We start from the raw sequence: 15,297 nt of genomic DNA, 5'->3' as shown, positions 1-15,297 counted from the left end.
GGCGCCACGACGGTCACGGCCGGTCGTACGTGCCGACCACTACGTGCCGACCACCGTGTATGTCTCGTCCGGCTCGTCCAGTTCGCGCTGCAGCCCGCCGCCGCGCGGCCCCGGCATACGGGGCTCGTTCACCCCGGAGCCACCGTGGCCCTCGCCCTCCGCCAGGTCGAACCAGACGGTGACGACGGCGCCGCGCGGCACCTCGGTGTCGGGCAGCGGGTACTGGCGAACGACGTAGTCGACCACGGTGAGACGGAAGTCGGGGCGGTCGGGCGCGGCCAGCTGTACGCCGCGCGCCGCCGCGGCCTCGCGCGCGTCGACGGCCATCAGGCCGACGAACTTCGGTACGCGCACTTCGGGCGTCTTGGGTGTAATGCGCACAGACTTCACCCCCAGCGGTACCCGAAGGGTAGCTCCGCCGGACCCCCGACCGGAAGCGGCAGGGCTTACGAGGCGAGTCCGAAGGGACCTACAGCGCGAGCCTGAAGCAGAGGCCCGTACGCGGGTCACCCGGGACGGTGAACGTCTCGGCGGGTTCCATGCCGAGGCGTCGCGTCACCGCCACCGACCGCTCGTTGCGCGAGTCGACCATCGCCACCACGCTCCGTACACCCGCGGCCCGTACGCGCTCCACGGTCGCCAGGGCGGCCGCCGTCGCGTAGCCGCGGCCCCAGTGCGCCCGCCCGAGCCGCCAGCCGATCTCGATCTCGCCCGCCGGACCCCAGGCGTGCGGCCAGGGCTGCGCGCCCGTGAAGCCGATGACGTCGCCGTCCGTGTCGGTCATCGTCCACAGGCAGAAGCCGCGTTCCGCGTCGTGCCGGCGCTGCCGGGCGGTCAGCTCCTCGTACACGGACAGCTCGGCAGAGGCCCCGCCGTGGAACTCCATGACCTCCGGGTCGTCGAAGACGCGGTGCCAGGCGAAGGCGTCCTCGTCAGTGGGGACACGCAGCTGTACATCAGGCAGAGCTCGGTTCACAGGGCGGCCCTTCGGCTGGGTGATCAGTACCGCTGCATAGACTGCCCATATCCGGTGCCGCGCGGCACGCAGATTTCGAGTCTTCGGGAGAACCCGCCGTGACCGAGCCCCTCTCCGAGCACAGCGCAGATGTGATCGTCGTCGGGGCCGGGCCAGCCGGTTCGACGACCGCGTACTACCTGGCCAAGGCCGGACTCGACGTCCTCCTTCTGGAGAAGACCGCGTTCCCCAGGGAAAAGGTGTGCGGCGACGGCCTCACCCCGCGGGCCACCAAGCAGCTCGTGTCGATGGGCATCGACATCTCCGAAGAGGCGGGCTGGCTGCGCAACAAGGGCCTGCGGATCATCGGCGGCGGCGTCCGGCTCCAGCTGGACTGGCCGGATCTCGCCTCCTACCCGGACTACGGACTCGTCCGCAAGCGCGACGACTTCGACGAGCAGCTCGCCCGGCAGGCGCAGAAGGCGGGCGCGCGCCTGTACGAGCGCTGCAACGTCGGCGCCCCGATCATCGACGACCGCACGGGCCGCATCACCGGCGTCAACGCCAAGATCGGTGAGGAGAAGCGCGAAGTCACCTTCCACGCGCCCCTCGTCGTCGCCGCGGACGGCAACTCGACCCGGCTGTCCCTCGCGATGGGCCTGCACCGGCGCGACGACCGCCCGATGGGCGTCGCCGTCCGCACGTACTTCACCTCGCCCCGCCACGACGACGACTACCTGGAGTCCTGGCTGGAGCTGTGGGACCGCCGCGGCGCCCAGGACCGGCTGCTGCCCGGCTACGGCTGGATCTTCGGCATGGGCGACGGCACGTCGAACGTCGGCCTCGGCATCCTCGACTCCTCCGCCGCGTTCAAGGAGCTCGACTGGCGCGAGGTCCTGAAGGCCTGGTGCGCCTCGATGCCGGAGGACTGGGGCTACACCCCGGACAACATGACGACGCCGATCCGCGGCGCCGCCCTGCCCATGGCCTTCAACCGCCAGCCGCACTACACCAAGGGTCTGCTCCTGGTCGGCGACGCGGGCGGCATGGTGAACCCGTTCAACGGCGAGGGCATCGCGTACGCCATGGAGTCCGGCCAGATCGCGGCCGACGTCATCGTGCAGGCGCACGCCCGCGCGACCGACGCCCAGCGCGAACTCGCCCTCCACCGCTACCCGAAGGTCCTCAAGGACACCTACGGCGGCTACTACACGCTCGGCCGCGCCTTCGTGAAGCTCATCGGCAACCCGAAGGTCATGAAGATCGCGACGCAGCGCGGCCTGACGCACCCGGTACTCATGAAGTTCACGCTGAAGATGCTCGCCAACCTGACCGACCCGACGGGCGGCGACGCGATGGACCGCATCATCAACGGCCTGAGCAAGGTGGCGCCGAAGGCGTGAGCGGCCCGGACGCGCGCGGTCGGTGGCTTCCGCCGACCGTCGCGTTCCGCGGCAGGCAGCGGGCGCTCACGGCGCTCCTGGGGCGCTCCGCCCGCGCCGCGCGCAGGACCGGCTTGTGGAGCGCTTCCGGAACCGCGCGCGCCGAACTGGCCGTGCGGGGGCCGCACGGAGCACCCTGGCTGCATGATTTTCATCGCCGTGAAGTTCACCGCCCGGCCCGAGTACGCCGACTCCTGGCTGGAGCACACCGCCGATTTCACCCGCGCCACGCGCGCCGAGGAGGGCAACCTCTTCTTCGACTGGTCCCGCAGCGTCGAGGACCCGAACCAGTACGTCCTCCTGGAGGGCTTCCGGGACGGGGACGCGGGAGCCGCGCACGTGGGCTCCGACCACTTCAAGGCCGGCCTGGAGACGATGTCCGGTCTGATCGCCTCCGTACCGGAGATCATCAACACGGAGATCCCGGGCGGCAGTTGGGGCCCTATGGGTGAATTGTCCCCGAAGGAATGACCTGGGCGCAACAGTCGCTTTGGCAGTATTCACGAAAAAGGCCACCGCTCCGGAGCAGGGGAGTGGTGGCCTTTTGTCAGATATGACGCGGAATGGGCGACTCAGAGAACGCGGACCGCACCGGTCGCCGGGTAGCCGGACAGGTCCTGGATGACAACGCCCTTGGAGGGGTTGGCGGCGTCCAGGTACTGGCCGTTACCGATGTACACACCCACGTGGTACGCCGAGCCCGCGGAGCCCCAGTAGAGGAGGTCGCCGACCTGCAGGTTGTCGAGGGAGACCGGGGTGCCGGCCGTCGACTGGTCCTGCGAGACGCGCGGGAGGCTGACGCCGGCCTGCGCGAACGCGGCCTGGGTCAGGCCGGAGCAGTCCCAGGAGTTGGGGCCAGTGCCGCCCATGACGTACGCGTCGCCGAGCTGCGCCTTCAGGAAGGCGATGACGGACGCGACGCTGCCGCTGGCGGGGGCCGCGACGTGGGAGGCCGTGGAGGAGGCGGTGGAGAGGGTGGTGCGCTCGGCGGAGCGCGACGCACGCGCTTCCTCGGCCTTGCGCTTCGCCTCGGCCTCGGCCTTCTTCTTGGCCTCCGCCTTCTTCTCCGCGAGGGCCTGGTCCGCCTTGGCCCGCTTTGCGGCCTTCGCTACGGCCAGGTCCTGCTCGGCCTGCAGCGCGTACGAGTTCGCGGCCTGCTGGGTGGCGTCCGCGGACTGGGCGACCTGAGTCGAGAGGTCCGCCGTGATGGTCGGCATCTCGATGGTCTCGGTCACCGGCTCGGCGGCGAACGCCGGGCCGGACGCACCGGCCACTGCCAGGGTGCTGAGGACGCCACCGGCAACTCCGGCGCGCAGGGCGATTTTCGACGCGCTGCGACGGGGCTTCCGGTGGCTGGGTATGTGAGCGGTGTGGGACATGAGTACAACCGCTATCAGGGCCTCCATGGTTCCTTCAAGAAACGTGTGGTGCGCCACAGTTGTCGTGTGAACGTTTGAATCCCGGGCGTGGCGGCCTTTATTGACGCCGTAACGGGCAATCCGGACAGGGCTGATCAAGCCTGTGATCATGGGCTTTCTGCAATACGCCCGAATTGCCCTCGACTTACCACTCGTTGACACCGATGGCCAAGCCCGGTTTCTAACAGGTAACGGCCTGCGTGACGCAGGTCACAAAAGGGCAGCCTCCGCCGCCGGGCGCTCCTCGTGGACGCGTGCCCGCGTCCACTTACGTCCACACCTCTCCCTCTGATGTGTGAACGACGGCCACTATCAGCCAGTTCTGTCCAGCGCCAATTTGCCTGCGCGCGCCAGCTCTTGATAGTGAGCCAACGCTTCTACCTGGGGTAACGAGCCAAGATGTCACCTCTGGTGATCACTCAGGCGCTTCGCGTGTGAAGATCACCGCTCATCCGACTTCATGATCCTTCGTCAGGTGGTGGAGATCACAAAGCTGTTGGCGCACCCCGTGTCGCAGATCACAGACCGGCAGGCATAGGATGCGGGGCAGTTGGGCTTGTGACCTGCTTCACATGTGAGCGATCTTCGTGCAATCGGGGGTGGCTTCGCGGGAAGCGGGGGCGGCCCGACGTATCCGCCAGCAGTCAGCGCCGACTGAGAGGAGCGAGGAGCGGTGAACGCGTATGCGCCCATCCTCGTACTGGGAGCCCTCGGGGCAGGCTTTGCGATCTTCTCCGTGGTCATGGCCACGCTTATCGGTCCAAAGCGGTACAACCGGGCCAAGCTCGAGGCCTACGAGTGCGGTATCGAGCCGACCCCCACGCCGGCCGGCGGCGGGCGCTTCCCCATCAAGTACTACCTGACGGCGATGCTCTTCATCGTCTTCGACATCGAGATCGTCTTCCTCTACCCCTGGGCTGTCACCTTCGACGCCCTGGGTGTTTTCGGGCTCGTGGAGATGCTGCTCTTCGTGCTCACCGTCTTCGTCGCGTACGCGTACGTATGGCGGCGCGGCGGCCTGGAATGGGACTGAGGGGCCTTAAGCCATGGGACTCGAAGAAAAGCTGCCGAGCGGCTTTCTGCTGACCACTGTCGAGCAGGCCGCGGGCTGGGTGCGCAAATCATCCGTCTTCCCGGCCACGTTCGGCCTGGCGTGCTGCGCCATCGAGATGATGACGACGGGCGCCGGCCGCTATGACCTGGCGCGCTTCGGCATGGAGGTCTTCCGCGGATCGCCGCGGCAGGCGGACCTGATGATCGTGGCCGGGCGCGTGAGCCAGAAGATGGCGCCCGTCCTGCGTCAGGTCTACGACCAGATGCCGAACCCCAAGTGGGTCATCTCCATGGGCGTGTGCGCCTCGTCGGGCGGGATGTTCAACAACTACGCGATCGTGCAGGGCGTCGACCACGTAGTTCCTGTGGACATCTACCTGCCCGGCTGTCCGCCGCGGCCGGAGATGCTGATGGACGCGATTCTCAAGCTCCATCAGAAGATCCAGTCCTCCAAGCTCGGCGTGAACGCCGAGGAGGCGGCCCGCGAGGCGGAGGAAGCGGCGCTCAAGGCGCTCCCGACGATCGAGATGAAGGGGCTGCTGCGGTGAGCGACGCGGACAGCAACGGGGTCAACCCCGAGAAGGACCTCAGCGCGGCCAACCTTCCGGGGCAGCGCGGCGACCAGGGCGAGGAGATCCGCGTCCAGCGCGGCATGTTCGGCGCCAACAACGGCGGCGACACCTCGGGATACGGCGGCCTCGTCCGCTCCGTACGGCTGCCGGGCGCCGCCTCGCGGCCCTACGGCGGCTGGTTCGACGAGGTGGCCGACGAGCTGGAGGGGGCCCTGGAGGAACAGGGCCTCGTCCCCGAGAACGCGATCGACAAGACCGTCGTCGACCGCGACGAGGTCACCTTCCACATCGAGCGTGAGTACCTGGTGCGCGTCGCCCGGACCCTGCGCGACGACCCGGCCCTGCGCTTCGAGCTCTGCACGGGCGTGAGCGGGGTGCACTACCCGGACGACAAGGGCCGTGAGCTGCACGCCGTCTACCACCTGCGCTCGATCACCCACAATCGCCTGATCCGCCTCGAGGTCAGCGCCCCCGACGCGGATCCGCACGTCCCCTCGCTGGTCGCCGTCTATCCGACGAACGACTGGCACGAGCGCGAGACGTACGACTTCTTCGGTCTGGTCTTCGACGGCCACCCGGCGCTGACGCGGATCATGATGCCGGACGACTGGCAGGGCTTCCCGCAGCGCAAGGACTACCCCCTCGGCGGCATCCCCGTCGAGTACAAGGGCGCCCAGATCCCGGCTCCGGACCAGCGGAGGTCGTACTCCTGATGTCTACTCCTTCTGCATCGCCGCGCGAGACGACCGAGGGGACCGTATATACGGTCACCGGCGGCGACTGGGACGAGGTCGTCCAGTCCGCGGCCAAGGCCGACGACGAGCGCATCATCGTCAACATGGGCCCGCAGCACCCGTCCACGCACGGCGTGCTCCGTCTGATCCTGGAGATCGACGGCGAGACGGTCACCGAGGCCCGCTGCGGCATCGGCTATCTGCACACCGGCATCGAGAAGAACCTCGAGTACCGCACGTGGACGCAGGGCACCACGTTCGTGACGCGCATGGACTATCTGACGCCGTTCTACAACGAGGCGGCGTACTGCCTCGCGGTCGAGAAGCTCCTGGGCATCACGGACGAGATCCCCGACCGGGCCTCCGTCATCCGCGTGCTCCTGATGGAGCTGAACCGGATGTCGTCGCACCTGGTCGCCATCGCCACCGGCGGCATGGAGCTCGGCGCCACGACGATCATGATCTACGGCTTCCGTGATCGTGAACTCATTCTCGATATCTACGAGCTCATCACCGGCCTGCGCATGAACCACGCGTACATCCGGCCCGGCGGACTCGCCCAGGACCTGCCGCCCGGCGCGGTGGACCAGATCCGCGAGTTCGTGAAGAAGATGTCGAAGAACCTTCCCGAGTACGACAAGCTCGCCACCGGGAACCCCATCTTCAAAGCCCGTATGCAGGACGTCGGCTATCTCGACCTCACCGGCTGCATGGCCCTCGGCGCCACCGGACCGATCCTGCGCGCGGCGGGCCTCCCGCACGACCTGCGCAAGTCGCAGCCGTACTGCGGCTACGAGAACTACGACTTCGAGGTCCCGACCGCCGACACCTGCGACTCCTACGGACGCTTCCTGGTCCGCCTGGAGGAGATGCGCCAGTCGCTGCGCATCGTCGAGCAGTGCCTGGACCGGCTCGCCCCGGGCCCGGTCATGGTCGGCGACAAGAAGATCGCCTGGCCTGCGCAGCTCGCGCTCGGCCCGGACGGCCTCGGCAACTCGCTCGACCACATCAAGCAGATCATGGGCACCTCCATGGAGTCCCTGATCCACCACTTCAAGCTGGTGACCGAGGGCTTCCGGGTCCCCGCCGGGCAGGCGTACTCCGCCGTCGAATCCCCCAAGGGGGAGCTGGGGGTGCACGTGGTGTCCGACGGCGGCACCCGTCCCTACCGGGTCCACTACCGCGACCCTTCCTTCACCAACCTTCAGGCCATGGCGGCGATGTGCGAGGGCGGCCAGGTCGCCGACGTCATCGTCGCCGTCGCGTCCATCGACCCCGTGATGGGAGGCGTCGACCGGTGACCACCACTCCTTCCGAGCAGGGCCAGGGCGTCAGCCTGGGCATGCCCCAACTGCCCGCGCCCGACTACCCGGACGACGTCCGAGCCCGGCTCGAGACGGACGCGCGCGAGATCATCGCCCGCTACCCGGGATCGCGCTCCGCGCTCCTCCCGCTGCTGCACCTCGTGCAGTCGGAGGAGGGCCATGTCACGCGCACGGGCATGCAGTTCTGCGCCGACATGCTGGGCCTGACCACCGCCGAGGTCACCGCCGTGGCGACCTTCTACACGATGTACCGGCGCAAGCCGAGCGGTGACTACCAGGTCGGGGTCTGCACGAACACGCTGTGCGCCGTGATGGGCGGCGACGCCATCTTCGAGGCCCTCCAGGAGCACCTGGGCGTCGGCAACGGCGGGACCACCGACGACGGCAAGGTCACCCTCGAGCACATCGAGTGCAACGCGGCCTGCGACTTCGCGCCCGTCGTGATGGTCAACTGGGAGTTCTTCGACAACCAGACGGTGGGCAGCGCGAAGCGGCTGGTCGACGACCTGCGCGCGGGCGCGCAGGTCGAACCCACCCGCGGCGCCCCCCTGTGCACGTACAAGGAGACCGCGCGGATCCTCGCCGGCTTCCCGGACGAGCGGCCCGGCGCCGTCGAGGCGAGCGGCAGCGCGGGACCTGCCTCGCTGATCGGCCTGCGCCTCGCCAGGGGCGAGGCCGCCCCCGCGCGCGTTGTCCATCCGCGCGACGGAGGTCCCCAACGGGACGCCGGCGACGCGCCACCGCACGACGCGTCGCCCGCCGAGCACCTGAGCTCGCACGATGCGCCCCAGGACACGTCGTCCTCCGATCCGGCCCACCCGGCGGGCCCTGTCGCCGAGGAGGGGGAGTGATGACCTTGGCAGCCGAGATCGACAACGACACCAGCCCCGAGAAGCTGCTCGCGCCGGTACTTTCGGCGTTCTGGGACGAGGACAAGTCCTGGTCCCTGGACGTCTACCGGCGGCACGACGGCTACGAGGGTCTGCGCAAGGCCCTCGCCATGTCGCCGGACGACCTGATCGCCTATGTGAAGGACTCCGGCCTGCGAGGCCGCGGTGGCGCGGGCTTCCCCACCGGAATGAAGTGGCAGTTCATTCCGCAGGGCGACGGCAAACCGCACTATCTAGTTGTCAACGCCGACGAGTCGGAGCCGGGGACCTGCAAGGACATCCCGCTCCTCTTCGCGAACCCGCATTCCCTCATCGAGGGGATCGTGATCGCGTGCTACGCGATCCGCTCTTCGCATGCCTTCATCTACCTGCGGGGCGAGGTCGTCCCCGTACTGCGACGGCTCCACGAGGCCGTACGGGAGGCCTACGCGGCGGGCTACCTCGGCGAGAACGTGCTGGGCAGTGGGCTGAACCTCGAACTCACGGTGCACGCGGGCGCGGGCGCGTACATCTGTGGCGAGGAGACCGCACTGCTCGACTCGCTGGAAGGCCGCCGTGGCCAGCCGCGGCTCCGTCCCCCCTTCCCCGCGGTCGCGGGGCTCTACGCGTGCCCCACTGTTGTCAACAACGTCGAGTCCATCGCGTCGGTTCCCGCGATCCTGAATCGCGGCAAGGACTGGTTCAAGTCGATGGGCAGCGAGAAGTCCCCGGGCTTCACGCTGTACTCGCTCAGCGGGCACGTCACCAACCCCGGCCAGTACGAGGCGCCGCTCGGCATCACGCTGCGCCAGCTCCTCGACATGAGCGGCGGCATGCGTCCGGGCCACCGCCTCAAGTTCTGGACTCCCGGGGGCAGTTCGACCCCGATGTTCACCGACGAACACCTCGACGTGCCCCTCGACTACGAGGGCGTCGGCGCCGCGGGATCCATGCTCGGCACGAAGGCGCTCCAGTGCTTCGACGAGACGACCTGCGTCGTGCGGGCGGTCACCCGCTGGACCGAGTTCTACGCCCACGAGTCCTGCGGCAAGTGCACACCGTGCCGTGAAGGGACGTACTGGCTCGTGCAGTTGCTGCGCGACATCGAGGCCGGCAAGGGCTCGATGACCGACCTCGACAAGCTGAACGACATCGCCGACAACATCAACGGCAAGTCGTTCTGCGCGCTCGGCGACGGCGCCGCGTCCCCGATCTTCTCCTCGCTCAAGTACTTCCGCGAGGAGTACGAGCAGCACATCACGGGCAAGGGCTGCCCCTTCGACCCCGCCAAGTCGACCGCTTGGGCGGACCAGCGCACGGAGGTGAACGCATGACGGTAACCACAGGCGCTCCCTCCGGGGGCGGTGAGGCGGCGGTGCCGCCGGAAGATCTCGTCTCGCTGACGATCGACGGCATCGGGATCAGCGTGCCCAAGGGCACCCTGGTCATCCGCGCCGCCGAACAGCTCGGCATCGAGATCCCCCGCTTCTGCGACCACCCCCTGCTCGACCCGGCCGGCGCCTGCCGTCAGTGCATCGTCGAGGTCGAGGGCCAGCGCAAGCCGATGGCGTCCTGCACCATCACCTGCACCGACGGCATGGTGGTCAAGAGCCAGCTCAGCTCGCCCGTCGCCGAGAAGGCGCAGCGCGGTGTGATGGAGCTGCTCCTCATCAACCACCCGCTGGACTGCCCGGTCTGCGACAAGGGCGGCGAGTGCCCGCTGCAGAACCAGGCCATGTCGCACGGCCAGTCCGACTCCCGCTTCGACGGGAAGAAGCGGACGTTCGAGAAGCCGGTCCCGATCTCGACCCAGGTCCTGCTCGACCGTGAGCGGTGCGTGCTCTGTGCCCGCTGCACGCGGTTCAGCAACCAGATCGCCGGTGACCCGATGATCGAGATGCTCGAGCGCGGCGCGCTCCAGCAGGTCGGCACCGGTGAGGGCGACCCCTTCGAGTCGTACTTCTCCGGGAACACCATCCAGATCTGTCCGGTCGGCGCGCTGACCTCGGCGGCGTACCGGTTCCGCTCCCGGCCCTTCGACCTCGTGTCCTCGCACAGCGTGTGCGAGCACTGCGCGGGCGGCTGCGCGACCCGCACGGATCACCGGCGCGGCAAGGTCATGCGGCGCCTCGCGTCGCCGGACCCCGAGGTCAATGAGGAGTGGGTCTGCGACAAGGGCCGCTTCGGGTTCCGGTACGCGCAGAAGCCCGACCGGCTGACGACGCCTCTCGTCCGCAATGCGGAGGGCGTTCTGGAGCCCGCTTCCTGGCCCGAGGCCCTGGACATCGCCGCCCGGGGACTCACCTCGGCGCGCGGGCGCGCCGGGGTCCTCGCCGGTGGCCGGCTCACCGTCGAGGACGCGTACGCGTACAGCAAGTTCGCGCGCGTGGCGCTCGACACGAACGACATCGACTTCCGCGCGCGCGTGCACAGCAGCGAGGAGGCCGACTTCCTCGCGGCGCGGGTCGCGGGACGCGGGCGTGACCTCGACGGTGTCGGGGTCACGTACACGTCTCTGGAGAAGGCGCCCGCCGTACTCCTCGTCGGGATCGAGGCCGAGGAGGAGGCGCCCGGCGTCTTCCTGAAGCTGCGCAAGGCGTGGCGCGGGCACGGCCAGCGGACGTTCGGGCTCGCCCCGTTCGCGACCCGGGGCCTGGAGAAGGCGGGCGGCACGCTGCTGCCGGCCGCTCCGGGCACCGAGACCGAGTGGCTCGACGCGCTCGCCTCCGGCTTCGGCCTGGAGGACGGCGGCGCCGAGGCGTCCCAGGCGCTGCGCGCCGAGGGTGCCGTCATCGTCGTCGGCGAGCGGCTCGCGGCCGTGCCGGGCGCCCTGACGGCCGTCGTACGGGCCGCCACGGCGACCGGCGCCCAGCTGGTGTGGATTCCGCGCCGGGCCGGGGAGCGCGGCGCGATCGAGGCGGGCGCGCTGCCGTCGTTGCTTCCGGGCGGACGCCCGGCCACCGACCCGCGCGCGCGGGAAGAGGTCGCAGCCGCCTGGGGAGTGTCCGAACTCCCGCACCGCTACGGGCGCGACACGGGCCAGATCGTGGAGGCCGCCGCGGGCGGTGAGCTGCGGGCCCTGGTCGTCGCCGGTGTCGAGGTCGCGGACCTGCCGGACCCGGCACGCGCGCGTGAAGCACTGCACGAGGTGGCGTTCGTCGTCTCCCTGGAGCAGCGTCCCAGCGAGGTCACCGACCACGCGGACGTCGTGCTTCCCGTCGCCGCCGTCGCCGAGAAGGCGGGCACGTTCCTCAACTGGGAAGGCCGGGCGCGCCTCTTCGAGGCCGCGCTCAAGCCCGACCAGATGACGCGCTCCGTGGCGCCCGCAGACGCGCGGGTCCTCCAGATGCTCGCGGACGCCATGGACGTACAGCTGGGCCTGCCGGACCTGCGGGCCGCGCGGGGGGAGCTCGACCGCCTCGGCGGCTGGAGCGGGCCCCGTGCGACGGACTCGCTGGAGTCGGCCACGCAGCTGCCGCGGCCCGCGTCCGGTGAGGCCGTCCTCGCGGGGCACCGGCTGCTGCTCGACCAGGGCCGCCTCCAGGAGGGCGACGACGCGCTCGCCGGCACACGGCACGCGGCACGCGCGCGTGTGTCGGCCGCCACGGCCGCCGAGGCGGGCGTCAAGGACGGCGACGTGCTCGCCGTCACGGGACCTGCGGGGACGACTCAACTCCCGCTCCAGGTCACGGAGATGCCGGACCGCGTCGTGTGGCTTCCGCTGAACTCCACCGGCGGGGGCGTGGCCTCCGACACGGGGGCCGTTCCCGGCACGCTCGTCCGGATCGGTCCCGCGGGCATCGACGAGGCCAAGGAGGTGCAGTCATGATCCCGCTCGCTCTCGAAGACCTCTCGTTGTTCGGCCGCGATCCCTGGTGGCTGGTCGCGGTCAAGGCGGTCTTCTGCTTCGCCTTCCTGATGGTGACCGTGCTCTTCTCCATCGTGTGGGAGCGCAAGGTCGTCGCCTGGATGCAGCTGCGCATCGGCCCCAACCGGCACGGCCCCTGGGGCATGCTCCAGTCGCTCGCCGACGGCATCAAGCTGATGCTGAAGGAAGACGTCGTCGTCAAGCGCGCCGACAAGGTGGTCTACATCCTGGCGCCGGTCGTCGCCGCGATCCCGGCCTTCATGGCGATCGCCGTGATCCCCTTCGGGCCCTCCGGCAACGAGGTCTCGATCTTCGGCCAGCGCACGACGATGCAGCTCACCGACCTGCCGATCGCGATGCTCTACATCCTCGCGGTCGCCTCGGTCGGCATCTACGGGATCGTGCTCGCGGGTTGGAGTTCCGGATCGACCTACCCCTTGCTGGGTGGTCTGCGATCCTGCGCCCAGATGATCTCGTACGAGATCGCGATGGGCGCGGCCTTCGCCTCGGTGTTCCTCTACTCCGGGTCGATGTCCACCTCGGAGATCGTCGCCCAGCAGCACGACCGCTGGTACATCGTGCTCCTGCCGGTCTCGTTCCTCATCTACATCGTGACGATGATCGGCGAGACGAACCGCGCGCCGTTCGACATGCCGGAGTCCGAGGGCGACCTAGTCGGCGGCTTCAACACCGAGTACTCGTCGATCAAGTTCGCGCTGTTCATGCTCGCCGAGTACGTGAACATGGTGACGGTCTCGGCCGTGTCGGTGACGCTCTTCCTGGGCGGCTGGCGGGCCCCGTGGCCGGTGTCCACCTTCTGGGAGGGTGCGAACCACGGCTGGTGGCCGATGCTCTGGTTCGTCATCAAGGTCCAGCTGCTGCTGTTCTTCTTCATCTGGCTGCGCGGCACGCTCCCGCGCGTGCGCTACGACCAGCTGATGAAGCTCGGCTGGAAGGTTCTCATCCCGGTCTCCGTGGTCTGGCTGATGCTCGTCGCCACCGTTCGGACCCTGCGGAACGAGAACTACGACTTCGCCTCCATCGCCCTGTACGTGGGCGGCGGTGTCCTCGCCCTCCTGCTGCTCTCGTTCCTCGTCGACATCTTCAGGGACCGCGGCGGCAAGGAACGCGAGGCGCGGGAGGCGGCCGAACAGGCCGCGGCCTTCGACCCGATGGCAGGCGGCTTCCCGGTTCCGCCGCTGCCCGGCCAGACCCCGCCGGCCGTCCCGCGCCGACGCCCGCGCGGGGAGCGGGAGTTGATTGTCAGTGGCGGACCGGATACTGCCGGTGACGGAACCGGTGAGGGTCCCAGTGACGGAAAGGAGGCGTCCCATGGCTGAGGAGTCGACGGAGGGCGGGCAGACCAAGCCCGGCTTCCAGAATCCCGTGGCCGGCTTCGGCGTGACCTTCAAGGCCATGTTCAAGAAGCGGCTGACGGAGCAGTACCCGGAGCAGCCCAAGACCACGGCCCCGCGCTTCCACGGCCGGCACCAGCTCAACCGTCATCCGGACGGCCTGGAGAAGTGCATCGGCTGCGAGTTGTGCGCCTGGGCCTGTCCCGCGGACGCCATCTACGTGGAGGGCGCGGACAACACCGACGAGGAGCGCTACTCGCCGGGCGAGCGGTACGGCCGCGTCTACCAGATCAACTACGCCCGCTGCATCCTGTGCGGCCTGTGCATCGAGGCGTGCCCCACGCGCGCGCTGACGATGACGAACGAGTTCGAGCTCGCCGACAGCAGCCGCGAGAACCTGATCTACACCAAGGAGCAGCTGCTCGCCGGGCTCGAGGAGGGCATGGTCGAATCGCCCCACTCGATCTTCCCCGGCACGGACGAGCAGGACTACTACCGGGGTCTGGTGACGGAGGCCGCACCCGGCACGGTGCGTCAGGTCGCCGTCTCCAAGGGCGAGAAGCCCGAACCCGAGGGGGCGGAGGCATGAGCCAGCTCGCCGCCGCAGCCACTCTTTCTGCGGGCACCTCCACCGGTGAGGCCTTCCAGTTCTGGGTCCTCGGCACGGTCGCCGTCATCGGCGCCCTGTGCACGATCCTGATGAAGAAGGCGGTGCACAGCGCGCTGTGCCTCGCCGGGACCATGATCATCCTGGCCATCTTCTACCTGGCCAACGGCGCGTACTTCCTGGGCGTCGTCCAGATCATCGTCTACACCGGCGCGATCATGATGCTGTTCCTCTTCGTGGTCATGCTCGTCGGCGTCACCGCGGCGGACTCCCTGAAGGAGACCATCAAGGGGCAGCGCTGGCTGGCCCTGCTGTGCGGACTCGGCTTCGGGATCCTGCTCCTCGTGGGCATCGGGAACGCCTCGCTCCACCAGTTCATCGGACTGGGCAAGGCGAACGCCGGGGGGAACGTGGAAGGGCTCGCCGCCCTCCTCTTCACGAAGTACGTCTTCGCCTTCGAGATCACCGGCGCCCTGCTGATCACGGCCACCCTCGGAGCCATGGTCCTCACGCACCGCGAGCGCGTCGAGCGGGCGAGGACGCAGCGGGAGCTGGCCGAGCAGCGTGTGCGCGAGGGCAAGCACCTGCCGCCGCTGCCCGCCCCGGGTGTCTACGCCCGGCACAACGCGGTCGACATCGCGGGCCTGCTCCCCGACGGCACCCCGTCGGAGCTCACGGTCATGCAGACGCTGCGCGAGCGCGGCCAGATCCGCGACGTGTCGGACGAGGCACTCGGTGACCTGAAGGCCCTGGAGCAGCGCGCGGCCGAGCGCCTTGAGCGGACCGAGGAGGCGTCGAAGTGAATCCGGTCAACTACCTGTATCTCGCCGCCCTGTTGTTCACGATCGGCGCCACCGGCGTGCTCATCAGGCGGAACGCGATCGTTCTGTTCATGTGTGTCGAGCTGATGCTCAACGCGTGCAACCTCGCGTTCGTCGCGTTCTCCCGGATGCACGGCAATCTCGACGGCCAGATCATCGCCTTCTTCACGATGGTCGTCGCCGCCGCGGAGGTCGTGGTCGGGCTCGCGATCATCGTGTCGCTGTTCCGTTCCCGCCACTCGGCCTCGGTCGACGACGCCAGCCTGATGAAGCTGTAA

At 69.1% G+C, this 15,297-nt stretch carries 16 protein-coding genes; 13 read left to right on the top strand and 3 right to left on the bottom strand.

Annotation, left to right across the window (positions count from 1 at the left end; all coding sequences use genetic code 11):
• Positions 1-39: 39 nt before the first annotated feature.
• Together OG456_RS15640 and OG456_RS15635 are read right to left on the bottom strand one after the other, a co-directional pair.
• Positions 40-381 carry a PASTA domain-containing protein gene (locus tag OG456_RS15640; protein WP_266561352.1) on the bottom strand — a complete coding sequence of 114 codons (342 nt, stop codon included), beginning with the start codon at positions 379-381 and terminating at the stop codon, positions 40-42.
• An 88-nt stretch (positions 382-469) separates the two neighbouring features.
• Positions 470-976: a GNAT family N-acetyltransferase gene (locus OG456_RS15635; RefSeq protein ID WP_266561350.1), complete on the bottom strand. Its 507-nt coding sequence runs from the start codon at positions 974-976 to the stop codon at positions 470-472.
• A gap of 98 nt (positions 977-1,074) precedes the next feature.
• On the opposite strand from OG456_RS15635, the gene OG456_RS15630 reads away from it, so the two are divergent.
• Together OG456_RS15630 and OG456_RS15625 are read left to right on the top strand one after the other, a co-directional pair.
• The gene (locus OG456_RS15630) at positions 1,075-2,358 is read left to right on the top strand and encodes a geranylgeranyl reductase family protein (RefSeq protein WP_266561348.1); all 1,284 of its coding nucleotides are present in this window, start codon (positions 1,075-1,077) and stop codon (positions 2,356-2,358) included.
• 183 nt (positions 2,359-2,541) lie between these two features.
• A complete protein-coding gene (locus OG456_RS15625) occupies positions 2,542-2,868 on the top strand; it encodes a putative quinol monooxygenase (protein ID WP_227296707.1) in 327 nt (108 codons plus the stop codon).
• Between the two features lie 101 nt (positions 2,869-2,969).
• Here the strand turns inward: OG456_RS15625 and OG456_RS15620 are convergent, their stop codons facing one another.
• Entirely contained in the window at positions 2,970-3,776 is an 807-nt protein-coding gene (locus OG456_RS15620) for a C40 family peptidase (protein ID WP_266561345.1), read from the bottom strand.
• Between the two features lie 712 nt (positions 3,777-4,488).
• Here OG456_RS15620 and OG456_RS15615 point away from each other — a divergent pair.
• The 11 genes from OG456_RS15615 to nuoK are packed head-to-tail and all read left to right on the top strand — an operon-like array spanning position 4,489 to position 15,297.
• A complete protein-coding gene (locus OG456_RS15615; protein ID WP_007383963.1) occupies positions 4,489-4,848 on the top strand; it encodes an NADH-quinone oxidoreductase subunit A in 360 nt (119 codons plus the stop codon).
• Between the two features lie 13 nt (positions 4,849-4,861).
• Positions 4,862-5,416 carry an NADH-quinone oxidoreductase subunit B family protein gene (locus OG456_RS15610; protein WP_006133126.1) on the top strand — a complete coding sequence of 185 codons (555 nt, stop codon included), beginning with the start codon at positions 4,862-4,864 and terminating at the stop codon, positions 5,414-5,416.
• Positions 5,413-6,153, top strand: coding sequence for an NADH-quinone oxidoreductase subunit C (locus OG456_RS15605; RefSeq protein WP_266561343.1), 741 nt, complete (start codon positions 5,413-5,415; stop codon positions 6,151-6,153). Before OG456_RS15610 ends, OG456_RS15605 begins: the two co-directional genes overlap by 4 nt.
• Positions 6,153-7,475 (top strand): NADH-quinone oxidoreductase subunit D, encoded by a 1,323-nt coding sequence (locus OG456_RS15600; protein ID WP_266561341.1) that lies wholly within the window; start codon positions 6,153-6,155, stop codon positions 7,473-7,475. Before OG456_RS15605 ends, OG456_RS15600 begins: the two co-directional genes overlap by 1 nt.
• Positions 7,472-8,350 carry an NADH-quinone oxidoreductase subunit NuoE gene (gene nuoE, locus OG456_RS15595; RefSeq protein ID WP_266561339.1) on the top strand — a complete coding sequence of 293 codons (879 nt, stop codon included), beginning with the start codon at positions 7,472-7,474 and terminating at the stop codon, positions 8,348-8,350. The genes OG456_RS15600 and nuoE overlap by 4 nt, the downstream gene beginning before the upstream one ends.
• On the top strand, positions 8,347-9,702 hold the full coding sequence (nuoF, locus tag OG456_RS15590; RefSeq protein ID WP_266561337.1) for an NADH-quinone oxidoreductase subunit NuoF: 1,356 nt from the start codon (positions 8,347-8,349) through the stop codon (positions 9,700-9,702). Before nuoE ends, nuoF begins: the two co-directional genes overlap by 4 nt.
• Positions 9,699-12,197 (top strand): NADH-quinone oxidoreductase subunit G, encoded by a 2,499-nt coding sequence (locus tag OG456_RS15585; protein WP_266561335.1) that lies wholly within the window; start codon positions 9,699-9,701, stop codon positions 12,195-12,197. The genes nuoF and OG456_RS15585 overlap by 4 nt, the downstream gene beginning before the upstream one ends.
• Positions 12,194-13,576: an NADH-quinone oxidoreductase subunit NuoH gene (gene nuoH / locus OG456_RS15580; protein WP_266561333.1), complete on the top strand. Its 1,383-nt coding sequence runs from the start codon at positions 12,194-12,196 to the stop codon at positions 13,574-13,576. Before OG456_RS15585 ends, nuoH begins: the two co-directional genes overlap by 4 nt.
• Positions 13,569-14,180 (top strand): NADH-quinone oxidoreductase subunit NuoI, encoded by a 612-nt coding sequence (nuoI, locus tag OG456_RS15575; RefSeq protein ID WP_227296714.1) that lies wholly within the window; start codon positions 13,569-13,571, stop codon positions 14,178-14,180. Before nuoH ends, nuoI begins: the two co-directional genes overlap by 8 nt.
• Positions 14,177-15,001, top strand: a complete 825-nt coding sequence (locus tag OG456_RS15570; RefSeq protein WP_266561328.1) for an NADH-quinone oxidoreductase subunit J — start codon at positions 14,177-14,179, stop codon at positions 14,999-15,001. Before nuoI ends, OG456_RS15570 begins: the two co-directional genes overlap by 4 nt.
• Positions 14,998-15,297: an NADH-quinone oxidoreductase subunit NuoK gene (gene nuoK / locus OG456_RS15565; RefSeq protein WP_100598032.1), complete on the top strand. Its 300-nt coding sequence runs from the start codon at positions 14,998-15,000 to the stop codon at positions 15,295-15,297. Before OG456_RS15570 ends, nuoK begins: the two co-directional genes overlap by 4 nt.

The organism is Streptomyces sp. NBC_01446 (genome assembly GCF_026340095.1).
GTDB lineage: Bacteria > Actinomycetota > Actinomycetes > Streptomycetales > Streptomycetaceae > Streptomyces > Streptomyces aureus.
The sequence above is the reverse complement of the archived record's forward strand: the minus strand, read 5'-3'. Positions and strand labels throughout refer to the sequence as shown.